The sequence below is a fragment of the Candidatus Binatia bacterium genome (assembly GCA_036493895.1).
Lineage (GTDB): Bacteria > Desulfobacterota > Binatia > UBA1149 > CAITLU01 > DATNBU01.
In genome coordinates this window covers 39,353-61,975 of record DASXOZ010000015.1, presented here as the reverse complement: position 1 = coordinate 61,975, position 22,623 = coordinate 39,353, and the positions used below count along the sequence as shown (strand labels likewise).

Genomic DNA, 22,623 nt, shown 5'->3' with positions numbered 1-22,623 from the left:
GCTGTTTCAATGGGCCGGCGAGCGCGAGCCGCCGCTGTTTCCAAGGGACGGCGAGCGCCAGCCGCCGCTCGCCTGAAGGAGCAGAGAGCGTGAGCCGCCGCTCTCCTTCTGCAGTCGCGGCCATCTTCGCCGCGATTTCGCTCGCAGGCGGCACCGGTTGCGCGCACTACGAGCCGCTGAAGCTGGATCCGGCCGAGTCGGCAACGGCGCTGGAGTCGCGCTCGCTCGCGTCGCCCGAGCTTCGCAGCTACCTCGAGACTGCGCTTGGACACGCGCTCGGCCAGTGGCCTTTGCCGAGCTGGGACCTCCAGACCCTGACGCTTGCGGCGTTTTTCTTCAGCCCCGATCTCGACGTCGCCCGTGCCCAGTGGGCCAGGGCGGAAGCGGGCAGGGTCACCGCTGCCGCAAGGCCGAATCCGAAACTCGTGTTTACGCCGGAGCGTGCCGAGCACTTGATGGGAAACCCTTCGCCGTGGGTCGCGACCGTCGCGCTGGACATTCCGATCGAGACCGCCGGCAAGCGCGGCTATCGCATCGAGCAGGCCCACGCGCTGTCGCAGGCTGCGCGGCTGGCCATCGGCAGCGCCGCGTGGAGAGTGCGCAGCAGGCTGCGCGACGCGCTGCTCGAACGCGAGGCCGCGATCGAAAAAAGCGGGCTTCTGTCCGAGCGCGTCGCGCTGCAGCGCAGCGTCGCCGACCTGTTCCAGAAACGCGTCGAAGCCGGCGCGGCATCCCGGATCGAAAGCGATCCGGCGCGCCTGGCAAGGGAACGCGCAGTGATCGAGGAAGCGCAGGGAAAGGTCGCGATCACGTCGGCGAGCGCAGCAGCGGCCGCTGCGATCGGCATCCCGCTCGATGCGCTCGACGATGCGCCGGTCTCCGTATCGCTCGACGCACCGCCGGGATCGAACCTGTCGGCGAAGCAGGCGCGGCGCCGTGCGATGCTCGAGCGGGGCGACGTTCGAGCGGCGCTGGCCGCTTTCGTCGCAAGCGAAAGCACGCTGCGGCTCGAGATTGCCAGGCAGTATCCCGACGTTCATCTCACCAACCAGTATTCGTACGACCAGGCCGACGAGAAATGGTCGATCGGATTCACGATCGACCTGCCGATCTTCGACCAGAACCAGGGACCCATCCTGGAGGCGAAAGCCGCAAGGAAGCAGATGCTTGCCGAATTCGACGCTGCCCAGCAGGGCGCGCTTTCCGACGTCGACTCCGCGTGGGCAAACGCCCAGGCAGCGCGCGACGGTGTCCAGGCTGCGCAGCGCGCCGCCGAGTCGGCCCGTAGCGTCCTCGATCGCGTGACACTCGCGGTCGACGCCGGCGCGATCGATCGAGTCGAAGCCGGCGCGGCAAGGATCGACGCCCTGGACGCCGGGATTGCGCGGATCGATGCGCGACTGGCGCAGGCCAGGGCCTACGGTGCACTCGAGGATGCGATGCAGCTGCCGTTCGGTGTCGACCTCGAGTCCGATCCGGTGCGCATCGCGGCGTCCGCCGGAGCCGTCGCCGCCGCGGCCCCCGCAGGTGCCAGGTGAATCGCGCACTTCCTGCATGGATCGGTGCCGCTGCGGGGTTGCTCGCAGTTTTCACCACGGGCTGCGATCGCACCCCGGCACCACCCGCGGAGGGCGCATCGAAGGCGCAGGCTCACGCCGAGCTTCGCCGCGAAGCGGACGGAAGCGTGACGATACGCCTGCACGACACGGATCCGTCGCATCTCAGCCTGCAGGTGCACGAGATTGCCTCCGCGTCGCTGGCGCCGCAGGTCGAGGCCTACGCGCGCGTGCTCGATCCGGCGCCGTACGTCGCGCTCGTCGCCGAGGAGCACACCGCCGAAGCGGCGTGGGACGCTGCATCGCGCGAGCTCGCGCGCTCGCGCCGCCTGGCCAGCGACCAGAACGTCTCGGCCCATGCGATCGAAACGGCGACGTCGGCCGAAGTCGCGGCGCGCTCGGCACTGGCCGACGTGCACGGGCGCCTGCTGCTCGGCTGGGGCACTGAGCTGGGCACTCGCCAGGACCGCGACGAGCTCGCGTCGGAACTCGTCGCCGGCAAGGCCGAGCTGATTCGCGTCGACGTGCCGTCGCATCGCATGCTCTCGGCGCGCGCCGTGCATCTCGCGTTCGTCGATGCGCCGAACGAGACCATCGCGGCCGAGCTCGTCGGCCCCGCGCCTGCGGTGGACGAGCAGCTTCAGGGGCAGGCTTTCCTTGCACTTGTGTCACCGAACACCGCGCGCCTTGCGCCGGGAGCGTTCCTGTCCGCTTTTCTCGAGATCGACGGAGAGCCGAAACCGGCCGCGCTCGTTCCGCGCGACGCGATCGTGCGCACCGACGGCGCGGCGTGGGTGTACGTCGAGGCAGGCAGCGCCGATACTTTTCACCGCGTGCGGATCAGTCTCGACCGCGCAAGCCTTTCGGGCTGGCTGACGACGACCGGCGTTGCCGCCGGCGACCGCGTCGTCACTTCGGGTGCCCAGCAACTGCTGTCCGAGGAACCCTCGGCAACGGGCTGGACCGAGACGAAATCCTGAGCGAAGGGCCCGCAAGGCTCGTCTGCGCTACGATTTTCGTAGCGCTACGAAAATCGTAGCGCCGAGCTCAATCGTCGCCGACGCGGCCTCGCAGGTTCTTCCTGGCGCCGTGCACACGCTTGTCGGAGAGGCGTCGCTCGCGCGCGGCACGTCCGGGCCGAGTCGGCCGGCGCCGCACGGGCGCGACAGCGACTTCGGCGAGCATCGCCTCGAGCTTGGCCAGGCAGTCCTCGAGGTTGCGCGGCTGGTCGCGATGGCGGTCGCTCGTGATGATGACGTCGCCCGCGTCGGAGACGCGCGACGCGAAACGCGCGAGGAAGCGCGCCTTGACGTCGCCGGGAATTCCCGGTGCGCGTCGCACGTTCCAGCGCACGACGGCCTTGGAGTTGGTCTTGTTGACGTTCTGCCCGCCGGGCCCGCTGCTGCGGACATAGGTGACGCCGAGCTCGGCTTCGCAGATGCCGATGCCCGGGGCGACGGCGATCACGCGAGGCTCCGGGTGCGAAGGCGCCGGCACGCCTCGTCCAGGTCTTCGTCGGTCTTGCCGAAGCAGAAGCGCAGCAGGTCGTGGCCGCGATCGCCCGTGAAGAACGCGTTGCCGGGAACGGCGGCCAGGTGCGTTCGATCGAGGAGGTGCATTGCGCGCTCCATCGCGGTTTTTCCCGGAAGAGAAGAGGAGTCGGCCAGCACGTAATAGGCGCCTTCAGGCACGTGCGGGGCCAGCCCGGCATCGGCAAGCGCCGCGCAGAGCCGGTCACGCTTTCGCTCGTGCTCGCGAGCCAGTCTCGTGCGGTAATCGGGACCGAGGGCGCCGAGGCCCGCGGCGGCCGCGACCTGCAGCGGAGTCGGCGCGCAGACGTAGACGAGGTCGTTGACCTGCGCGAAGGCCCGCGCCCAGCGCGCGTCGGCTGCGATCCAGCCAAGCCGCCAGCCGGTGATCGACAGCGTCTTCGACAGCGACGACATCGTGATCGTGCGGTCGCGAAGGCCCGGCAGGGAGGCGGGGCTGGCGTGATCGCGCCCGTCGTAGACGAAGTGCTCGTAGACTTCGTCGGTGAAGATCCACAGGTCGTGCTCCTCGGCGATGCGGCCGATCGCGGCCAGCTCGGCGCGCGAGAAGACCTTGCCGCAGGGATTGGACGGCGTGTTGACGACGATCGCGCGGGTGCGCGCACCGATCGACTGATGGAGCACCTGCTCGTCGAGCGTCCAGCCGCCACTTCCGCCGCCGCCGCTGCCGGGACCGGACGCTTCCAGTGCGACGAAGCGCGGAACGAGGCCGAGGGTTCTCAACGCGCTGACGTGGTAGCCGTAGAACGGCTCGAAAATGACCACTTCGTCGCCGGGCTCGAGCAGCGCGGTCGCGGCGATCTGGAACGCGCCGGTCGCGCCGATCGTCACGACGATTTCGCTCGCCGCATCGTATTCGATGCCGCCGGCCCGCATCTTGGCGGCCAGGGCCTCACGAAGCTCGTCGATGCCTTCGCAGCGGCTGTAGGTGTTGCGACCGGCGGCAATCGCAGGCGCGACGGCGGCGGCTACGGCGTCCGGAACCGGCGTGTCGCAGATGCCCTGCGCGAGGTTGATGCCGCCGACTTTCGCGCACTCGACCGTCATCGCGCGGATCGCCGACTGGGAGAGTCCCTCGATGTTGCGGTTCAGGCGCCGGCTCATGACGACGGGCGATGCGCTCGCGGCGCTGCCCGAGCGCGGCAGCATAGCACGCATCGGCTGCAGCTGGCCACGACGCAGGCGCCGCGGCGCCGCTTGCGGGTCCGCGGCGATCACGATAGCGGCGACGACCATGACGCAGGCGGCGGATGCGCACTACGCGATGCAACCCCTGTTCGGCAAGGACCGCCACGAGCTGGTGATGCACATTCCCCAGTGCGTGCGGCTCGGCATTCGCGTCGTCGAAGCGGCGCCGTGCCGAGCTACCGTGCGCCTGCCGTGGAGCGAGGAGCTGGTCGGCGACCCGGTGCGCGGCGTCGTCTTCGGCGGTGTCATCACGACGCTGCTCGACCAGGCCAGCGGCCTTGCCGTCCAGTGCAGCCTTCCCGAGTTCAAGACGATCGCCACGCTCGATCTTCGCATCGACTACCTGCGCGCAGCCGAGCCTCACCACGAGCTGGTTGCGATGGCCGAGTGCTACAAATGCACGACCAACGTCGCGTTCGTGCGCGGCAGCGCGTGGGACCGCGACCGCGAAGACCCCTTCGCGAGCATGCTTGCCACGTTCATGCTGGTCGGTCCGCTGCATGCCGATTCGTGGCAGAAAGCCGCGCTCAAGAGCCGCGTCGCCCGGACGGAAGGGGACGCGACGTGAGGGCGGCGAGCGCTGCATCGGCGATCCCGTACGCGCGTTTCCTCGACGTGCGCGTCGAGACGACGGAATCCGGCGTGATCTGCGTGATGCCGTTTCGCGACGACCTCGTCGGCAACGTGGTGCTGCCGGCAATTCACGGAGGCGTCATCGGTGCGTTCCTCGAGCTGACCGCGCTGCTGCAGCTCCTCGAGGTCAGCGGGGAGCGCGTCGCGCGACCGATCAATTTCAGTATCGACTACCTGAGGTCGGCGGGCCCGAAGGAAACACGCGGGCGCGCCGAAATCGTCAAGCACGGGCGCCGCATCGCCAATGTCCGCGTCGTCGCGTGGCAGGACGACGCCGACAAGCCCGTCGCGGCGGGAATCGGAAACTTCCTTCTCTGATCGGCGGTATTGGGTGGGATCGCGACGGGCACGCCGGCTCGGCGTGCCCGTCGCCGTGACACTTACTTGGTCGTGCCGGTGGCCTTGGCGGCGTCGCCGGCGGCCTTCGCGCTGTTGGCTGCGGCTTTGGCGCTGTCGGCGGATGCTTTGGCGCTGTCGGCCGAAGCTTTCGCGCTGTCCGCCGCGCCCTTGGCCTTGCCGGCGGCTCCGCCGGTTGCTGCGTCGGCCTTCGCCTTGGCCGCATCCTTGGCTGCTCCGGCCTGGGCCTTGCCCGTTTCCTTGGCGGAGTCCTTGGCTGCTCCAGCCTGGGCCTTGGCCGCATCCTTGGCAGCTGCTGCCGGTGACGTGGCCTGGGCGAGGGCGACGCTGGAGGTCGCAACGAACAGGAAGGCAGCGGCAAATGCTGTGACTGATTTCATCGTGGTCTCCTTGGTTCGATGGAAATGCGGTCTGCGGTCAGATCGGTCGCATGCTTCCTGCTCCCTTTCCAGGGACAGCACAACCAGATTAAGCCCAGCAGCGCGGGGACCCAGAAATACGTGAATTCCGGGCGACGCACACCGACGACCGGGGCCTCGTAATTGGCCGTCAGGTAGAGGATCTGCAGACCCGCGACGGCGACCAGCGCGAACACGAGCATTGCGCGGCCGAGCTCGGCCAGGCGCGTCGCGAGCAGCACCAGTGCTGGCATCAGAAGGATCGGGAAATCGTACGGCCGCGCATACGGCGCGACAAAAAAAGGCGCGAGAAGGGCGAGCGAATAGAGCTCGGACAGCGGACGGTCCTCGCGAAGCGCGATCCGCATCACGGCGAGAAGCAGCGGCACGACGACTGCGCAATACGCGACGCTTCGCAAAAAGCCGCCGACGCCCGCGGTATCGAGGGCGACGAGCCAGGTGGTCCCGAGTCCGGGGTAATAGAACGTCGGCATCGGCGTGACGCGAGTGGCCGCGGCCAGGGACCCCGGCCATGCGGGGAACGCGGCGGTCGCCGCCGCGCAGACAGCGACGAGCGTCGCGACGAACGAGATCGCCACGCTGCGACGTCGCATTCTCCATGACCACGCGAGCAGGGCCGCGATCAGCACCAGCGTCAGCTGCGGCTTGATCGTCAGCAGCGCCAGGCACGCGCCTGCCGCGACATCGCGACGCTCTTCGAGGAAGCGCCACGAAAGCACGACGAGAAACAGCACCAGCGGCGCGACCTGTCCCATCGCGACGGCCTTGATCGAGAATCCGAAGGCCGCGAACAGCACGAAGACGACGACGGCGGAGACCTCTCCGGCCAGCGGCAGCAGCAACGCGGCGCTCGCGAGCATCCACTCGGCGCCGACGACGAGCCAGACGATCTTTGCCAGCGGGTAGCCGAGCGGCAGCAGCGGCACGACGGCCAGCGCGAGCCACGGCGGATAGTAGTACGGCAGGAAGTCGTAGACGCCGAGGCCCTGGTCGGCTTTCTTCCAACCGAGGCTGCCCTGCACGGCCGCCTGCATCGCTGGATCGTAGGGATCCTGGCCCTGGCTCAGCGCCTGCGCCGCAGTCCAGAACTGGATGAAATCAGGGCAGACGTTTTCCGGAGGAACCAGAGTCCGCGCCGCCGCGACGGCGAGAACCGTCGCGACGACGAGTCCCGCCAGGACGAGATGGCGCCGGCGCCGCATCGGGCCATATTCCATGACGGCCCGGATGATGCGACGACCGGCGCAGGGGACCGGGCAGGGCCCGAAGGCGCTGCAGTGTCCCCAAAAACTCGCGAGGCCGGTGGGACGGTCCGGCCTCGCGACTTCGTGAGCGGAGAAGAGAGGATCTTTCCGTCACGGAGCCGAGCTGCTGCAACTCGCGCAGCAGGTCGGCGAAGCGTCGACGAGTCCTCCGGCGGCGGTGCACGTGTCCGGATGATTGGTGATGTGGCACTGGCTCGAGACGACACCGCAGTCGGTGTTCGTCGTGCACGTGAGGCTGGAATCGTTGTCGCAGACGTCGTTGGTGCAGGTACCGTACGTGTTGATCGTGCAGGTCGAGAATCCCTGGTCCTGCATGCCGCAGACCGAGCGCGCGGCGCAGCGGACGAGCTTGCCCTTGCAGTTCTTGGGCATGCCCTGGTCGACGAGCTTCTTGACGATGTGCGCAACGCAACTGACGTAGCGACCGTGGTTGTCCATCTGGTTGCAAGGACACTCGGTGTCCACGTCGGACTGGAACTGGCAGCGGAAGTCCTCGCAGGTGGGTGGCGGTGGCGTGTCCTGGGCGCGCGCGGCCCCTGCGGCAATGAACAAAAATGCGGCAGCAACAGCGGCAGCGGTACTTCTCATGGGGCGGACCTTAGGCGCCGCGGCAGTGTTGATCAATACGATAAGGAAATGCCCCCGAAAAAACGTCAGCCGCAGTGCACGAATGAGCCCCCGCCGCAGGGGGCGGCGCTGTCCTCGAGGCCCGACTTGCTGCACTCTGTCGAGACACGGCCGCGAACGTGAAAGCTACCGAACAACCAGAGTCGCACGGTCGGCGGCCCTCTTTGCTTTCGCACCTCGCGGTATGGCTGGCGGTTCCGTGCGCGGAGTGGTTCGTCTCCCGCGGACTGCACCCGTCACCTGCCCCGTGGCAGTGGACCCTGGAAGGGGGTGCGTTTGCCGCCCTCGGCCTGGCGCAGTGGCGCCTGGCGGAATCGCTGTGGCTGCGCACGCTGCTGTGGCCATCCCTGCTCGTCGTGCTGTCCGGTCTCACGGTAGCCGGGCCGACGGCGCCTCTGAACTGGCAGTTTTTCTACCTTGCCGGCCTCGTGCTGCTCGTGACGTCGACGCTGCGCGACTTCGGCGCCCGTCTCCAGGTCCCCGTCATCGTGGCTTTCGTCGTCGCCTTCGCCGCTCCGGTGGCCAATCGTGCGCTCGATCTCGACACGCTGGAGGGGCAGATCTCGGCGGGATTCGGCGGCATCGAAGGATCCTCCGGAGAGCTGTCGTTCGAGTTGGCCGGTGCTCCGTCGGCTCCGCCGAAATCCGGTCCGGGCGGCCCCCCGATCGTCGTGATCAGCATCGACACACTGAGGGCCGACGCGGCGACGACGATGCAGGCGTGGAAGCGGCTGACCGCAATGGGAGCGTGGTGGCCGACGACGCTGTCCAGCTCTTCGTGGACACTTCCGGCCAGCGCATCGATGCAGAGCGGAAAGACGGTGACCGCCCACGGCGCCGACTGCGTCGTCGGAGGCTCCTGCCAGGGCATGTTCCCGTCGGTGCGCACCATTGCGCAGGAGCTCGAGGACCGCGGCTACCTTACCGCCGCGTTCACGGCCAATCCGTGGATCACCAGGTCGACGGGTTTTTCCCGAGGATTCCAGACGTTTCGCGACCTCGCCGGCGTTCCTCCGTTTCGCCTCACCCTTGCCGGCCCTCCGGCCGGGCTGCCTTCGCAGGATTCGGTCGTCGTCGTCGACCAGGCGATCCAGTGGCTGCAGGGCACCGGCGACCGGCCGTTCTACCTGTGGGTCCACCTTCTCGGGCCCCACATGCCCTATTCGCACTCGCCCGATCCCGGTCTGCAGACCATCACCGGCGACCAGCTCCGCAGCGGCGGCGCGACCAGCCCGGAGTTTCGTGCCGCCGTTCGCAAGGCTTACGACGACGAAGTCGTCTACACCGACCGCGAAGTGCTGCGCCTGCTCGATGCGCTGCAGGCAAAGGGCGTGTTCGATCGCGGCATCGTCGTGATGACCGCCGACCACGGCGAAGAATTCTGGGAGCACGGCGGTATCGAGCACGGGCACACCCACCATCGCGAAGTCACCGAGATTCCTCTCGTCATCGTCGGCAGCGGCTTTGCGCCGGGTGCGAGGCCGGGCGTCGCCTCCCTCATCGATCTCGCGCCCACGCTGGAAGCAGTCGCCGGCGCGCCGGCCGGCGGCTTCGACCTGAGGCAGCCGATTGCGCCGGACCGCATCGCCACCAGCTTCGGCAATCTCTACGGAGGCACGATGCGCAGCGCTCGCGACATGGCCGAGCACGTGATCGGCAGCCGCCTCGGCATCGATTCGGAGCGCTGGGACCGTTACGAGCTCGGCCGCGACCCCGGCGAGCAGGCGCCGCTGGCTTCTGACCCGAACGACCGCGTCCAGCACGAAGCGGCATCGATCGAGCCCCCGGCTTCCGGCCAGAAGGCCGGCGTCAACCGCGAAGCGCTGAAGTCCCTCGGCTACGCGAACTGAGCTGCCCCCGACGCCGCGGGCAACGGACCTGCCCGCGACCAGCGGGGCAAGCCCCGGCCTTGCGTCAGGCGCGCAACGCGGCAGGCTCGCAGCCGTGCCGCCGCGGACCATCGTCGTCACCGGAGCGACTTCCGGGATCGGGCTGTCCACTGCCCACGCTCTCGCGCGCACCGGCGCGCGCATCGTCATGGTTGCGCGTGATCCGGCGCGCGCCGCCGCGGCAGCGGATGACATACGCGCGGCCAGCGGCAACGATGCAATCGAATTCGTCCTTGCCGATTTTGCAGTGCTCGCATCGGTGCGCGACGGCGCGGCCGCGCTGCTGGAGCGTTGCCCCCGCATCGACGTGCTCGTCAACAACGCCGCGGTCGTCAACACGTCGTGGCGCCAGACCATCGACGGTCATGAAGAGACGTTCGCCGTCAATCAGCTCGCTCCGTTCCTGCTGACGACGCTGCTGCTCGAGCGCATCGTTGCGAGCGGCTCCGAGGGCGAGCCGGCGCGCATCGTCAACGTGGCCTCCGACGCCCACCGCCTCGGCATGCTCGAGATGGACGACCTCGACAGCCGGCGCTCGTACTCGACGCTCAGGGTCTACGGAAAGTCGAAGCGCGCCAACATCGTCTTCACGTACGAGCTGGCCCGGCGCCTGGCGGACAAACCGGTCACCGCCAACTGCCTTCATCCCGGCGCCGTCCGCACCAGCCTCGGTCGCAACAACGCTCCCCGCTGGGTCGGCGCGCTGGTCTACGGGCTGGCCCGTCCTTTCCTGCGCAATCCGGACGGCGGTGCCCGGACCTCGGTGTTCCTGGCGTCCGATCCGTCGGTCGCCTCGGTGACCGGCGCGTACTTCAAGAACTGCCGTCCCGCCAGGTCCGAGGGCCAGACCTACGATCCCGCCCTTGGCGCCGCCCTCTGGCAGGAGTGCGAGCGCCGCACCGGGCCGGCGTGAAGCGGCCGGCGGCCTGACGCAGGTCGTCAAGACCCGGCAACCTGCTGGTTCCAACTGCCGGTCCCCGCTCCGGAAACCTCTGCCGAAACCCTCGCCGCAAGCGGGGACGCATGGTAACTTCGCGCCGCATAAGTCTGAGTTGCGGCCGGCGTAGCGGCCGCTGTTGTCCGCCAGGACCGGATCCGCACCGGTCGAGCTTGGCAGGGGAGATTGGGCCATGGCCGAAAAGTTCGGCAAGTACGAAATCATCGAGCAGATCGGAAAAGGGGGGACCGCCACCGTCTTCAAGGCGAGGGATCCGCGCCTGAACCGGATGGTCGCGCTCAAGATCACGTCGCCTGAGACGAAGGTCACCGATCCGTTGCGGATGCGGTTTTTCGACGAGGCCCAGGCCTGCGCCGGCCTGAGCCATCCGAACATCGTGACGATCTACGACGTCGGCGAAGAAGGCTCGCGCCTGTATTCGGTGATGGAGCTGCTCGAAGGCCAGAGCGTCGCGCGCCTGGTCGCCGACAAGGCCGCAACGTCCCTCGAAGAGAAGCTCGCGGTGATGATCCAGCTCTGCGACGCCGTGCACTACGTGCACGATCGCGGAATCGCGCGCTGCAACATCCGCGCTGCCAAGGTCCTCGTGCAGAAGCAGGGCCCGGCGAAGATCACCGAGCTCGGCATCGCCAAGACCGCGTCGGCGCCGCCGGCGCCGGGCGGATCCGACCAGACGATGCTGGCCGAGCTGTTCTACGAGATGCTCGCGCTGCGTCCTGCTTTCGTCGCCGGCGAAGCGGCGCCGCCTTCTCTCTCGTCGATCGATCCGGCGATTCTGCCGTCGCTCGAGAAGATCATCACACGCGCGATGGACAAGAATCCGGGACAGCGCTTCTCGGACCTCAAGGCTGTCCACGCCGAGCTGGAGCAGGTGCTGCGCCAGATCCAGGACGAAGTCGAAGGTCTGCGCGCGAGCCACGGCGAGCTTGCCGCGACGGTGCGCGATCTGCAGGCGAAGGTGGACGCGCGCCTCGGACTTCCCGTGCAGAAAATCCAGCCGGGCGAGGTTCCGGCCGGTTTCGAAGCGCTGAAAAGGGCCGAAGTCGGTCTCAAGAAGCGCCACGAGGAGTTGGTCGCGCGCCTGGCCAAGCTCGAGGCAGCCGAGCCGGTTCTCAAACGCGCGCAAGGACACCTCGACGCCGGCCGTTTCGGCGAAGCGCTCAAGGATTTCGAAAGCGTACTGGCCGAAGTCCCCGATCATCCCCAGGCCAAGGCGAAACTCGAGCAGGCGCGCACCGGCGCAGAAGCCGAACAGCGCCGTGCCCAGCTGAAGAAGCTCGTCGAGGATGCGCGCTCCGCACTGAAGGCGGGCGACTTCCAGCGCTGCCTGACGCTGCTCACGCAAGCGGCCGAAACGCCCGGCTCCTACTCCGAAGAAAATGAAATCGCGCTGCTGCGCGACCAGGCCAAGGCCCAGCTCGTCGAGCAGGAAGCGGCCCAGCGCGCCAAGCAGTCCGCGCAGAAGGCCAAGGACCAGATGCAGGCGACGCGCCGCCAGGCCCAGGGCAGCGACGCCGCCCGCTACGCTGCGGCCTCGTGGAAATCGGCCGAAGAGCAATCCGTCAAAGCCGAGGAAGAATTCGCCAAGGGCCAGTGGACGCTGGCCGTCAAGCTCTTCGAAGCCCTGACCACCGGTTACCAGTCCGTCGCGGACGAAGCGCGCGACTCGAAAGCCAAAGAGCAGCGTGCTGCCGAAGAAGCCGAAGCGCAGCGTCGCCAGCAGCTCGCCGGCAAACTGCTCGACGAAGCACGCGCCGCGATGGAGGGACACGCCTACTCGCGCTGCCTCGACATCCTGAACGAAGTCTACGCGGTGCCGCCGCCCGAGCAGCTTCGCGAAGCGGCGCGCGCACTTCGCAGCCAGGCCGAGAACGCGCTGGCAGCCGAGAAGAAGGCCGAGAAACCTGCCCAGCAGGCGCGCTCGACGATGAACGACGTGCAGCGCGCGGCCGCCTCGGCCGGTGCCGAGCAGAAGAACCCCGAAGCGTGGAAAAAAGCCGACGCGCGGATCAAGGAAGGCGAGACTGCCGTCGGCAAGGGACTGCACACCGAGGCGTTCGCGATCTTCGAGGCGGCCACGTCCATCTACCGCAACGTTCTCGAAGAAATCCGCGAGGCCGAGCGCAAGGCGGCTGAAGAAGCCGAGCGCGTCCGCAAGGCCGCCGAAGAAGCCGACCGCCGTCGCAAGACCACCGAGCTCGTCGCCCAGGCCAAGGCAGCGCTGGATTCGGGAAAAGCCGAAGCCTGCCTGTCGACGCTCGCGACGATCCTGGCGCTGCCGCCTCCGGAAGATGCCAAGGCCGGCATCCACGAGCTGAAGGCCGCTGCAGAAAAGCTGCGCGGCGAGCAGGAAAAGGAGCGCGAGAAAGCTCGCGCGAAGGCGGACGTGTCCCGCAATGCCTATGCCGATGCGCGCGCTGCCGCTGCGAAAGTCGATGCGGGCGGTCACGGGGCCGACGTCCTCGCCTCGTCGCTGAAGAAGGGCGAGGCCGCGCAGGCGTCGTTCGACCGCGGGGACTACGGCATCGCATTCGCTGCGTTCGAGGAAGCCATCGAGCTGGCCCAGCGTTTCGAGGATACGGTGCACGCGGCGCGCACCGCCGAGAAGAGGGCCGCCGAGCGCGCGGCGCGCGAGAAAGGCGCGATCGCAGCAGCTGCTGCTGCGGCTGCTGCACAAACGCCTGCTGCGGCCGCTGCGCCGGCACCTGCTGCCGCGGCGTCTGCGGCACCCGTTGCCGTGCCAGTCTCTGCACCGGCCAGCGCTCCAGCCGCTGCACCGGCTACTCCTCCTGTGTCTGCTCCCGCCGCCGTTCCAGTCGCTGCGCCTCCTGCCGCGTCGGCGAAGCCCGCTGCTTCGGCGCCGGCCGCTGCCGTAGCGTCTGCAACCGATGCCACGGTCGCATCCATGGCGACGCCGCCGTCCGCGTCCGCTGCGCCGGCGGCAAAAGCGCTCGCGCCGGCTCCTCCTGCGGCCTCGCCTGCGAAAGAGGACAGGAAAGAGGCGGCGCGCGCTGCCAAAACCGCGAAAAGAGCGGCGGCAGAAGTGCATCAGGCCGTGCAGCAGTCGGCGGCGACGAAAAATCCGGGCCCGAGCGGCTCGGTGCTGGCGATCACGGCGATCATCGCGGTTGTCGCCGTCAGCTTCATGATGTGGATGCCGGCCATGGAGAAGGCGTCCAACAACGCCTCTGCGCCGGACAAGCCGGCCGTCGGTCCGGAGTCGGTGCACGCCGACGAGAAAGCCGCGCCCGTTGCTGCTGCGCCAAAGGTCGACGCCACTGCGCGCGGTGCTGCCGAAAGCGCGCGGGATCGCACTGCCGACATTCGTCGCGCGGCCGAAGCCAGTGGTGCTGCGCAGAATGCCGGCGATGCGCTGGCGACCGCGAGCGCGAAACAGTCGCAGGCCGACGCGGCGTTCGCGAAGGGAGATTACGCGGCGGCAGCGCCCATGTACGACGCCGCGCGCGGTGCGTACCAGGCCGCATCCGACCAGGCCGGTGCCAAGGCCGTCGAGATCGCGAATGTCGCGGCGCAGGCCAAAGCCGAAGAGGCTGCCAAGGCCGACGCCAAAGCGAAGGCCGAGGCGCAGGCGAAAGCGGAAGCCGACGCCCGCGATGCGGCCAAGGCCAAGCTGGAGGCGCAGGCGAAGGCCGATGCCGACGCAGCGCAGAAGAAAGCGGACGCCGAGGCAAAAGCGAAAGCTGACGCCGAGGCGAAGGCCGAAGCGAAGGCAAAAGCCGAAGCCGACGCGAAAGCGAAAGTGGAAGCGGATGCCAGAGCCAAGGCCGTCGCGGCGGAAGCCGAGGCCAGGGCGCAGGCGGACAGGGCAGACAAAGCCGATCGCGAGCGCATGCAGGGTGCCCAGCTCGCGAGCGTCCAGAAACAGCCCGAAGAAGCCCCGGACAAGAATTCCCCGCTCGCCGACGCGTTCGCGTTCATCTACACCGAACCCACCGACGGCCATCGCGGCGGTGGAGGGTGGGGTGCATGCTGGCGCACCGATTCGACGGCCGCGCGAAGCTGCGCCCGCTCCGGTTGCGATCAGGCGCGCAAGTCGAACGCTTCGTGCGTCGAGGCCGCTGTCAGCCAGCCTGGTGGCGCCTGCGCGGTCGCTCGCGCCGCAGGTTACGGTGTTTCGTCAGGGGCGTGCAGGGAGTCGGGAGGATCAGCCGAAGCGGCGGCAATGAGCGCCTGCCGTGCTCAACTCAACCGCTTCTACGCCGGAAGCGATGCGAGCTGCGCGGTTGTGTGGTCGACGGCGCGCCAGTAGCGCGCCGTCGATGTTCTATTCGTCACCGCGCTCTCATCATCGTGGATGACCTGCTCGGTGACCTGGTCGTGGATGCACCGGCCGAGCCACGAACCGTGGACCCGCGCTGCGTAGTTCCACGATAGCTCGACGTTTGCTGTTGTCGCTGGCCGGTCCAGTGATCCGCGCTCCGCTGGTGGTCTCCCGTCCAGTGATGGTCATCCGACCACCCGTGACGCGAGCCCGAATGGTAGACCACGTCCGGGTAGTACGGCGCTCCGTAATAGCCGGAGTAGTACCCCGGATCGTAGTACCCGTACCCGCCGTTGTCATAACCGTAGCCTGGGCCGTAGATGCAGGCCGACGTGCCCAGCATTGCCGTCAGTACCGCGGCGACCAGCAGCTTGGTTCGATTCGCATTCATAAGATCACCTCGCGAGCGCCGATTGCCCGCGCTTTCCCTTGAATGCGGGGCTTTGCGTGGCGCAGCGCCGTCGAAATTGGGACCGATGGCGCAATGCGATTGTTCAATCGCGCAGCCCGCTGGCGGGGCGGGTTTCCGGCTGCGCAGGAAGGGGAGGTCGCCCGCCCGTTTGACAGAAAGCCGACTCCGCCTTAACGCGCAGCGCTAAGTCGCCCGCATGGGCGACGGTCGAGGAAGTCGCCCGCATGGGCGACGGTCGAGGAAGTCGCCCGCATGGGCGAAGTCGCCCGCATGGGCGACGGTCGAGAAGGAGGACCTTCGATGCTCCCACGATTGGCACTGGCAACGATTCTCGTCGCCGCGTCGGCGACGCTGGCGCGCGCCGACGCCAACGCCGAAGGGCGCGCGGTCTCGGAAGCTTTCGAGAAGGCCTGCAACAGCGGCGACGTCGCGGCGGTGATGGAACTGTACGAGGACGATGCGACGGCGATCTGGCCCGGCGAAGGAGAGATCGCCAAGGGCAAGCCGGGAATCCACAAGCTCGTCGCCGATCTCTGCAAGGCTTCCGCGAAGGCGACCAACAAGCTGGTCTCCCAGCAGTCGATCGCCGTCGGCAAGGACCACATCCTGAACGTCGGCCGCTGGACGGCTACGGGCCCGGGTCCCGACGGCAAGCCGTCGACCGTCGAGATCCGCACGACCGAGCTGCTGCACAAGAGCGGAGGCAAGTGGCGTTACGTGGTCGACCACGCGTCGATCGGCCTTCCGCCGCCGCCGCCGACTGCGAAGAAGTAACGTTCGAGCTACTGCCGGGCCGTCCTCTCGCGCATCGACGCGAGAAGCCGCGGCACGATTCGGTGGTAGCGCTCGGGCAGCATGCGTTTGAGGCGCCAGGCCCAGCGGCCGTCGCTCATCGGCACCACGTAAAGAAGGCCGCGGTCGCAGCCCTCGAGCGCGATCCGCGCAACGTCGTCGGCCTGCAGCCGGGAGCGGTCCATGAGGTTCTCGACGACGCCTTCGAGATCATCGTTGATCTGCGCGCGGCGGCTGCTCGCCATGATGTTCGTGCGAAAGAACGTCGGGCACAGCACCGACACGCCGATGCCGGTCCCGTGAAGCTCGGCGGCCAGCGTCTCCGACAGCGACACGACGGCCGCCTTCGTGACGTTGTACGGAGCCATCTCCGGTGCCGACAGCAGCCCGGCGGCCGATGCGACGTTCAGGATGTGTCCCGAACCCTGGCTGCGAAAGCGCGGCAGGAAATAGTGGCAGCCGTAGAGCACGCCCCAGAGGTTGATGCCGAGGATCCATTCCCAGTCGGCCAGCGGGACGACGCCCACCGGACCGGCCACGGCCACGCCGGCGTTGTTGACGAGAAGGTCGACGCCGCCGATCTTTTCGTCCGCGGCGGCCAGCAGCGCTTCGACTTCCTTCGGCCGCGACACGTCGCACGCTGCCGCGTGGCCCCTGCCTCCGATGGAATCCACCTGCGCGGCTGTCTCCGCAGCGCCGGCGGCGTCGCGATCGGCGACCAGCACGGCGGCGCCGCGCCTCGCCAGCGCCAGGCAGAGCGCACGGCCGAGACCGCCGGCTCCTCCAGTGACGACCGCGCGAGGATGTTTCGGGACAGGCACGGGCCTCGAGCTTAGCAATTCGCGCAGCCGTGGCCACAGCGGCTGCGCCATTGTTTCGAACCGCGCGGAGAGGATTGTCTGCCGCCGAGGATTCCAGCCCGCCGCGCCGCTTCGTCGTTGGACGGCGCACGCCGGCCGATCGCGTCAGAAAACGGTGAAGCCGTGGCTGCGGAAAATTTCCGCGGCTGCTTTCGACATCAGGAAGTCGCGCAGTTCCCGTGTCCGGGCGTCGTCGTGCCCTGCGACGATGGCCATCGGGTAGACGATGGGGGCATGGCTGCTCTCCGGGAAGGTTCCGACGACGACGACACGGTCGGAGATCTTCGCGTCGGTGCGGTAGACGATGCCTGCGCGGGCTTCCCCGCGCTCCACCATGGCCATGGCGGAGCGCACGTCCGGTTCGCGCACGACGTTGGGTTCGACGTTTTTCCACACGCCGAGGCTTTCCAGCGCCGCTTTCGCGTAACGACCGGCCGGTACGGACTCCGGATCCGCCAGGGCCAGCTTGTCGCTGCCGAGCACGGCCTCGAGCGCGAAACCCGGCTGGATCTCGATCGAGAAGGGCTTCGCTGCGAAAGCGACGAGCACAAGCACGTTGCCGAGCAGATCCGTGCTGGTTCCGCTGGCGACGAAATGGTGGGCCGCAAGATCGTCCATCCACTGCTCGTCGGCCGACAGGAACAGCGAAGCCGGCGCGCCGTTCTCGATCTGGCGCGCGAGCGCCGAGGAAGCACCGAAGGAAAGTACCGGCTTCTCGTGCCCGCTCTCCGAAAACTTCTGAACGACCTCCTCGAGGGATTCCTTGAGGCTGGCGGCGGCGAAGACGACGAGGTCGTCGGCACGGGCGCGAGGTATTGGGGCGGCGAGGCCGGCTGCCGCGGCCATCGTGACCACGACGGCGCGGCGAAAAAACGCTTTCATGCTCGACGACGATACCCGGACGGGAAGCTCGTGTCGACGTTGCCGACGGGCGCGGCGTGGCTCTTGCAAGGCCCTTGCAAGGAGAGGACGCCACCCCGCCGTCATGGCCTGCGTTTCTTGCATTCGCGCAAGAAGCGGCTCCAGCCGGGGGCTTCGCTGCGTAGTTTGGTATCAAGGCAATGCACAACAAAGCGACAATACTCACTTCGTGCCACCCATCGGCGGAAGTTCTTCATCAAACGTGAAGATGACCATGCGAATGCGGTCTAAGCTCACGTGGGCAGCCGGCTCGTTCCTCCCTTGGAGCGCGCTACGCAAGGAGTGAACAACCTCATGACAAGGCATCTGGCAGTTTCCGTCCCCGCCGGTTTGCTACTCGCCTGCATCGTCGTTCAGCCCACGGTGGCCCGAAGCGGCGGCGCAAAAGCTGGTCAGTGTTCGAACACCTGCACGACGATGGCGATCCCGGCCTCAGCCGACGGCGTCCGCACACGGCTCGACGGCTGGGCCGACGCGACGCTGTGGCCGCCCGATCGCGGATTCCGTACCATCCACATCTCGGCGCTCGATGCGCGCGACACTGCGTGCAAGGTGACGATCACCGACGTGCGCCAGGACGAGGCGCTGGCCACGGACCGGCGCGGAGTCGATGTGGCAGACGCGACCAACTGCAGCAACGCGCGAGCTTCCGCCTCCGTGGATCTGCGCAGCGAGCGCGACCAGGCCGGCGACGGGCGCATGTACCACGTTGCGATCCGCATGGAGGATCCGCGCTGCGCCAAGGCAGCGCGCACTGACGAGGTGCTGGTGGCCGTCCCTCGCGAAGAGACCGCGGCGCCGCCCAAAGTGGAGGCGGATGCCTCCGATCTGCGTTCCTCCTATGCCGGCGACTCGCTGCAGTGCCGGCCGCACGAAGCCGACCGTTACGCATCGATCCGCTGAGCCGTCCCTCGAGGTTCCCGAAATGGACCGGCGCCACCGTGCGGTGGCGTCGGTAACGGAAGTGTGGCTTTCTCCCGGCCGCTTGCGCATGGGGTCAGGCACCAGCGCGTAACTTGGGGCCTGGTGCCCGCTGGTTGCGCACTGATGCCTGACCCCGCGATGGAGGACCCCGCATGATCATCGTTGCCGTCGAAGTGGACGTCGAGGCCGGAGCCGCCGACAAGGTCAGGGACGCAGTCGCGAAAATGGAAAACGCGACGCGCGCAGAGGAAGGCTGCGAGACCTACGCGTTCTCGGTCGACGTCTGCGATCCGTCCAAGATCCGCGTCATCGAGCGCTGGCGCTCGATCGAAGACATCCAGGCCCACATGGCGTCGCCGCACATGGCCGAGTTCAACAAGGCGATGGGCGCAATCCGGCCGAAGGGACTCAGCATCAAGGCTTACGAGATCGCGGGCGAAGTGAAGCTAGGATAGCCGCGGCGTTCTGCCGCAACTCGCGGCAGGCGCCCGGGCTGCAAGCGAGCGAGCGCTGCTGTCTGATCGCTGATGCGCGACCGGAGCCGACGCCGGGCGCGCGTTACAGTCCCGCGCGAATCGCCCGTGCGTACCGGTTCGCCAGCTTGGATGCCGGGAAAATCCCGCCGCCGGAATCGAATCGCACATAGTACGCTTGTGCGGTGTCGTCGCTCCACGACGTTTCCGTCCAGTAGCCGCCCACGCCGGTCTGGCCGGGGAAAGTCGGGTCGATGCACGGAGAGGTGCTGCACGTGCCCACTGCCTCCGGTTCGAGCACGATGCCCTTCAGCTCGAGCACCGTCGGCAGCCGCCAGTCGCAGTGTCCTGCGAAGCAGTGCGCTCCACCGCCGGCCACGTCATTGAGGATGTCGAGGAAGTTCGTCCTCACCGCGCCGTCGAGCGCCGAGCCCGACGACGTCCAGTGGTAGTCGTTGTTGACGTCGTGAGGATCGGTGCACGTTCCCGCCATGTTGCAGTCGACGAAAGAGCCGGGTGTGCCCGTCTTCTGTTCCCACGTCCTGCCCGTCCACAGGTCGGTTGCCGTGAGGTCGCCGTTGTCGTGGAACCGCGACGGCACCGTGCTGTACGAGCATCCGCCCAAGTCCAGCGTGCAGCCGCTCGTGCACGAAAGACCGGTAACATCGGTGGCACCGAAGCTGGCGCAGGTCTTGCCGGCGAGATCGGCGCCGTCGCACTCTTCGCCCGTATCCACCGTGCCGTTGCCGCAGAAGCGCCCCACCTGGGCCTGGCAGGTGGCAAGATCGGCGTTGCAGGCAGAGACGTCTTCGGGAAGCGTCCCGCCGGCCAATGCTGTGGCGAGTGCGTCGTCGCAGGACGTGACAAACGTCCGGACCGGAGTCGCGTCGCCTTCGCTCGGGCATACCATCGGGCCGGCCTTCGCTTCGGCAGCGGGAAATTTGGCGCCGAACTTCCCGTCGCACTTGCTGACGTCGGGCGTTTGCGATTTCAGTGCCGCAGTCGCGTCCGCCTTCAGCCGGCACGCGGAGTACGATGCAGTGGCCTTGAGCTTGCCCGCCTCACAGGCGAGTGAAGGGTCGGACGCGTAGGCTGCTCCGCTTCGAAGAGCCGCGGCCAGAAGCATTGTCGTTGCAAGAGTAGTCGTCGTCCTCACGAGAAACCTCTTCGATGTCGATCGGTAGTTCGGGAATCCCCATCTGCATGTGTCCCGCCCGCCCCCCGCGCCCGGCGCGCCGCGTGCGTCGACGGCCGAATCGCAGCGACAGTCGCATCGGGGCAACGCCGAGACAATGCCCGGCGCCAACCCGCTCGTGACGCTTCGAGTCGAAGAGATATCGCTTTGCGCGCGAAGCGAGCGAATCCGCGGCGTTTGGCCGTGGGCGCTTCTTGCCACAGCCGATTCTTTCTCTTGAGCGCTGCGACGGGATAGCGTCGCATGCCGACGATGCCCCCCGGTGAAAAGCTTCCGCTTGCCGACCTGCGCCGCCGATACGTCGACCAAGCGCGGCCGCTTCCGCAGGACGTCGAGGCGGCGCTGCAGGCTGACGGACGGGCGGCGGCCAAAGCGATTCTCGCAGCGGTCGAGAAGCGCCGCCGTGCCAACCGCGCCGAGGGCCAGCGCCTTCGCCACCTCTTCCGCTTCGAGCAGGAAGTCTGGCAGACGGGCGTCACGCGCATCGCCGGCATCGACGAAGCCGGCATGTCGCCGCTGGCCGGCCCGGTGGTCGCGGGCGCGGTGATCCTTCCGGTCGGCTGGCGGGAAACCGGCGTCGACGATTCGAAGAAGCTCGGACCCGACGAGCGCGCGCGGCTTGCCGTCCTCATCAAGGCCAACGCCGTCGCATTCGGAATCGGCATCGTTTCGCCGGAAGAAATCGACCGCATCAACATCTACCGTGCCGGACTGCTCGCGATGAAGCGCGCGGTCGAAGCGCTCCCGGTCGTGCCAGAGCACCTGTTCATCGACGCGCGCAAACTTCGGGAGATCGCGATCCCGCAGAAATCGATCGTCCGCGGCGATACGTTGAGCTTCTCCATCGCGGCGGCGAGCATCCTGGCCAAGACTGCGCGCGACGCGATCATGATCGACCTCGACGTCGAGTATCCCGGCTACGGGTTTGCGCGCCACAAGGGCTACCCCGTGCCGGAGCACTACGCTGCGCTCGTCCGGCTCGGGGTTTGCGCGATCCACCGGCGCTCGTTCGGACCGGTGCGGCGCGCACTCGGCCTCGATCTGCTGCAGATGGAGATGTTTGCGACCGCAAGCGCCGCGGATGGCGCGTGGCCGGAAACTGCGAATGCGGGCGGGGAACTCGAAAACGTCGAGAACCCCGGCCCGACGTTGCCGGGACCGGGGCTCTCCTTCGAAATCCAGCCCGCCGACGGCGAGCCGACGTAACCGGCAGCTTGCGAAACGTCTACAGCGGCGGACCGTAGTTCGTGCAGGTCGCCGTGAAGTTCGGATTCGGGCTGGAGCTGAGCGCGTTGAGCACGTTCTGCATTGCCGGCGAATCGTCGAACATGCCGATGTGCGCCACCGGATCGTTCGGGCACTGGTTCTGGATCAGGATGTTCTTGACGGTCGAGCCGGTGAGGAACGCGTTCGTATACGGCGTGACCACCTCGTCGTTCTTGGTCTGGATCACCGTGTAGTTGATGCCGGTCATCACCGGATCGCCGGAGCCGAACAGCGTCTTGATGAACGCCGAGCCCACCTCCTGGTCGGTGAGCGACGGAGCGCCGATGACGGCGATCAGGTCCATCGTCAGGTTCGCCCAGAACGGGAACTTGTTGACGAACGTGGTCAGCCCGTCGAGCGTCGTGCCGTGGTTGCTCGGCGACAGCGCGACGAAATTGTGCACCTTCGCCGCTCCACCGAGCACCTTGGTGTAGTAGTGCGGCATCATTCCGCCCTGGGAGTGTCCGACCAGGTCAACCTTGGTGGCGCCGGTCTTCGAGAGCACCGAGCTGATGAACGAGCCGAGCTGGCCGGCCGAGGTCTTGATCGAATCCAGCGCATCGACGCGGCATCCGAAGATGAAGTCGCACTGCGAGAGCCAGGTCGCGCCGTAGTTGAACGCGTAGACGCAGTAGCCGTTGTTGGCCAGCAGCGGTGCGAGCGTGACCCAGTTCGAGCCCTCGTCGGCGAACGTCGCATGCACGAGAACCACTGGATAGGGATGGGCCGCCGTCGGCTTGCAGCCGTTGTTCGCGCCGACGATGGACTGCGGCGTGAACGCCTCGTTCGAAATTGCCGACGACATTGCCGAGCCGCCGTACGGAACGGTGTAGGCGCTGGCCGGAGTTGCCGCTGCTGCGGCCGCTGCCACTAGAATGCCGAGGAGGATGCTTCCTGCAGATCTCTTCACGGTTTCCTTTCGCCGGATTCGTTGGTTTGGGGACGAACGCCGCGCGACTCCGACGCCGTCGCGCATTCGGGAATCCACGAAATTTGCCCGGACGCCCGCCGTGACTCAAGAGCCGCGCGATGGCTTTGTGCAATTTCACATCGGTC

Annotated in this window: 21 protein-coding genes; 11 read left to right on the top strand and 10 right to left on the bottom strand. The window is 67.7% G+C overall.

The genetic code is table 11. The annotated features are described in order from the left end of the window. The first annotated feature begins 89 nt into the window (after nt 1-89). Both VGK20_03650 and VGK20_03645 read left to right on the top strand, forming a co-directional pair. On the top strand, nt 90-1,538 hold the full coding sequence (locus tag VGK20_03650) for a TolC family protein (protein ID HEY2773129.1): 1,449 nt from the start codon (nt 90-92) through the stop codon (nt 1,536-1,538). Nucleotides 1,539-1,684: 146 nt separating this feature from the next. Then, nucleotides 1,685-2,536 (top strand): hypothetical protein, encoded by an 852-nt coding sequence (locus VGK20_03645; GenBank protein ID HEY2773128.1) that lies wholly within the window; start codon nt 1,685-1,687, stop codon nt 2,534-2,536. Between the two features lie 67 nt (nt 2,537-2,603). On the opposite strand, the gene arfB is transcribed toward VGK20_03645, so the two are convergent. Continuing rightward, complete coding sequence (gene arfB / locus VGK20_03640) at nt 2,604-3,023, bottom strand: alternative ribosome rescue aminoacyl-tRNA hydrolase ArfB (GenBank protein HEY2773127.1); 420 nt, start codon at nt 3,021-3,023, stop codon at nt 2,604-2,606. Continuing rightward, nucleotides 3,020-4,210: an aminotransferase class I/II-fold pyridoxal phosphate-dependent enzyme gene (locus VGK20_03635; GenBank protein ID HEY2773126.1), complete on the bottom strand. Its 1,191-nt coding sequence runs from the start codon at nt 4,208-4,210 to the stop codon at nt 3,020-3,022. Before VGK20_03635 ends, arfB begins: the two co-directional genes overlap by 4 nt. 130 nt (nt 4,211-4,340) lie before the next feature. Here VGK20_03635 and VGK20_03630 point away from each other — a divergent pair, with 130 nt between their 5' ends. Together VGK20_03630 and VGK20_03625 are read left to right on the top strand one after the other, a co-directional pair. After that, complete coding sequence (locus tag VGK20_03630; protein ID HEY2773125.1) at nt 4,341-4,862, top strand: PaaI family thioesterase; 522 nt, start codon at nt 4,341-4,343, stop codon at nt 4,860-4,862. Then, nucleotides 4,859-5,245, top strand: a complete 387-nt coding sequence (locus VGK20_03625; protein HEY2773124.1) for a PaaI family thioesterase — start codon at nt 4,859-4,861, stop codon at nt 5,243-5,245. Before VGK20_03630 ends, VGK20_03625 begins: the two co-directional genes overlap by 4 nt. A gap of 62 nt (nt 5,246-5,307) precedes the next feature. On the opposite strand, the gene VGK20_03620 is transcribed toward VGK20_03625, so the two are convergent. The 3 genes from VGK20_03620 to VGK20_03610 form a co-directional block, all read right to left on the bottom strand. Continuing rightward, a complete protein-coding gene (locus VGK20_03620) occupies nt 5,308-5,664 on the bottom strand; it encodes a hypothetical protein (protein ID HEY2773123.1) in 357 nt (118 codons plus the stop codon). Then, nucleotides 5,661-6,920, bottom strand: a complete 1,260-nt coding sequence (locus tag VGK20_03615) for a glycosyltransferase family 87 protein (protein ID HEY2773122.1) — start codon at nt 6,918-6,920, stop codon at nt 5,661-5,663. The genes VGK20_03620 and VGK20_03615 overlap by 4 nt, the downstream gene beginning before the upstream one ends. 138 nt (nt 6,921-7,058) lie before the next feature. Further along, a complete protein-coding gene (locus tag VGK20_03610; protein ID HEY2773121.1) occupies nt 7,059-7,556 on the bottom strand; it encodes a hypothetical protein in 498 nt (165 codons plus the stop codon). 203 nt (nt 7,557-7,759) lie between these two features. Between VGK20_03610 and VGK20_03605 the strand changes: the two genes are divergently transcribed. The 3 genes from VGK20_03605 to VGK20_03595 all read left to right on the top strand — a co-directional run bounded on the left by VGK20_03605 (nt 7,760) and on the right by VGK20_03595 (nt 14,712). After that, the gene (locus VGK20_03605) at nt 7,760-9,445 is read left to right on the top strand and encodes a sulfatase (GenBank protein ID HEY2773120.1); all 1,686 of its coding nucleotides are present in this window, start codon (nt 7,760-7,762) and stop codon (nt 9,443-9,445) included. A 94-nt stretch (nt 9,446-9,539) separates the two neighbouring features. Next, nucleotides 9,540-10,397, top strand: coding sequence for an SDR family oxidoreductase (locus tag VGK20_03600; GenBank protein ID HEY2773119.1), 858 nt, complete (start codon nt 9,540-9,542; stop codon nt 10,395-10,397). A 217-nt stretch (nt 10,398-10,614) separates the two neighbouring features. After that, nucleotides 10,615-14,712 carry a protein kinase gene (locus VGK20_03595; GenBank protein HEY2773118.1) on the top strand — a complete coding sequence of 1,366 codons (4,098 nt, stop codon included), beginning with the start codon at nt 10,615-10,617 and terminating at the stop codon, nt 14,710-14,712. A gap of 22 nt (nt 14,713-14,734) precedes the next feature. Here VGK20_03595 and VGK20_03590 read toward each other — a convergent pair whose 3' ends face one another. Beyond that, nucleotides 14,735-15,115, bottom strand: coding sequence for a hypothetical protein (locus tag VGK20_03590; protein ID HEY2773117.1), 381 nt, complete (start codon nt 15,113-15,115; stop codon nt 14,735-14,737). A 321-nt stretch (nt 15,116-15,436) separates the two neighbouring features. On the opposite strand from VGK20_03590, the gene VGK20_03585 reads away from it, so the two are divergent. After that, nucleotides 15,437-15,910, top strand: a complete 474-nt coding sequence (locus VGK20_03585) for an SgcJ/EcaC family oxidoreductase (protein ID HEY2773116.1) — start codon at nt 15,437-15,439, stop codon at nt 15,908-15,910. A gap of 8 nt (nt 15,911-15,918) precedes the next feature. On the opposite strand, the gene VGK20_03580 is transcribed toward VGK20_03585, so the two are convergent. Both VGK20_03580 and modA read right to left on the bottom strand, forming a co-directional pair. After that, a complete protein-coding gene (locus VGK20_03580) occupies nt 15,919-16,749 on the bottom strand; it encodes an SDR family NAD(P)-dependent oxidoreductase (protein HEY2773115.1) in 831 nt (276 codons plus the stop codon). A 144-nt stretch (nt 16,750-16,893) separates the two neighbouring features. Then, a complete protein-coding gene (gene modA / locus VGK20_03575) occupies nt 16,894-17,670 on the bottom strand; it encodes a molybdate ABC transporter substrate-binding protein (protein ID HEY2773114.1) in 777 nt (258 codons plus the stop codon). A 333-nt stretch (nt 17,671-18,003) separates the two neighbouring features. On the opposite strand from modA, the gene VGK20_03570 reads away from it, so the two are divergent. Both VGK20_03570 and VGK20_03565 read left to right on the top strand, forming a co-directional pair. After that, nucleotides 18,004-18,612: a hypothetical protein gene (locus tag VGK20_03570; GenBank protein HEY2773113.1), complete on the top strand. Its 609-nt coding sequence runs from the start codon at nt 18,004-18,006 to the stop codon at nt 18,610-18,612. A 173-nt stretch (nt 18,613-18,785) separates the two neighbouring features. After that, entirely contained in the window at nt 18,786-19,088 is a 303-nt protein-coding gene (locus VGK20_03565) for a putative quinol monooxygenase (protein ID HEY2773112.1), read from the top strand. 103 nt (nt 19,089-19,191) lie between these two features. Here VGK20_03565 and VGK20_03560 read toward each other — a convergent pair whose 3' ends face one another. After that, nucleotides 19,192-20,262 (bottom strand): DUF1566 domain-containing protein, encoded by a 1,071-nt coding sequence (locus tag VGK20_03560; protein ID HEY2773111.1) that lies wholly within the window; start codon nt 20,260-20,262, stop codon nt 19,192-19,194. A 291-nt stretch (nt 20,263-20,553) separates the two neighbouring features. Here VGK20_03560 and VGK20_03555 point away from each other — a divergent pair, with 291 nt between their 5' ends. Beyond that, nucleotides 20,554-21,507, top strand: coding sequence for a ribonuclease HII (locus tag VGK20_03555; protein ID HEY2773110.1), 954 nt, complete (start codon nt 20,554-20,556; stop codon nt 21,505-21,507). 19 nt (nt 21,508-21,526) lie between these two features. On the opposite strand, the gene VGK20_03550 is transcribed toward VGK20_03555, so the two are convergent. Beyond that, the gene (locus VGK20_03550) at nt 21,527-22,477 is read right to left on the bottom strand and encodes an alpha/beta fold hydrolase (protein HEY2773109.1); all 951 of its coding nucleotides are present in this window, start codon (nt 22,475-22,477) and stop codon (nt 21,527-21,529) included. Nucleotides 22,478-22,623: the final 146 nt, after the last annotated feature.

Bases quoted from the DNA above. Each gene is read 5' to 3' on its own strand.
- VGK20_03570 (HEY2773113.1), top strand. From the start codon at position 18,004: ATGACAAGGCATCTGGCAGTTTCCGTCCCCGCCGGTTTGCTACTCGCC.
- VGK20_03555 (HEY2773110.1), top strand. From the start codon at position 20,554: ATGCCCCCCGGTGAAAAGCTTCCGCTTGCCGACCTGCGCCGCCGATAC.
- VGK20_03565 (HEY2773112.1), top strand. From the start codon at position 18,786: ATGATCATCGTTGCCGTCGAAGTGGACGTCGAGGCCGGAGCCGCCGAC.
- VGK20_03635 (HEY2773126.1), bottom strand. From the start codon at position 4,210: ATGAGCCGGCGCCTGAACCGCAACATCGAGGGACTCTCCCAGTCGGCG.
- VGK20_03590 (HEY2773117.1), bottom strand. From the start codon at position 15,115: ATGAATGCGAATCGAACCAAGCTGCTGGTCGCCGCGGTACTGACGGCA.
- modA (HEY2773114.1), bottom strand. From the start codon at position 17,670: ATGAAAGCGTTTTTTCGCCGCGCCGTCGTGGTCACGATGGCCGCGGCA.
- VGK20_03630 (HEY2773125.1), top strand. From the start codon at position 4,341: ATGACGCAGGCGGCGGATGCGCACTACGCGATGCAACCCCTGTTCGGC.
- VGK20_03620 (HEY2773123.1), bottom strand. From the start codon at position 5,664: ATGAAATCAGTCACAGCATTTGCCGCTGCCTTCCTGTTCGTTGCGACC.
- VGK20_03595 (HEY2773118.1), top strand. From the start codon at position 10,615: ATGGCCGAAAAGTTCGGCAAGTACGAAATCATCGAGCAGATCGGAAAA.
- VGK20_03610 (HEY2773121.1), bottom strand. From the start codon at position 7,556: ATGAGAAGTACCGCTGCCGCTGTTGCTGCCGCATTTTTGTTCATTGCC.
- VGK20_03615 (HEY2773122.1), bottom strand. From the start codon at position 6,920: ATGGAATATGGCCCGATGCGGCGCCGGCGCCATCTCGTCCTGGCGGGA.
- VGK20_03585 (HEY2773116.1), top strand. From the start codon at position 15,437: ATGCTCCCACGATTGGCACTGGCAACGATTCTCGTCGCCGCGTCGGCG.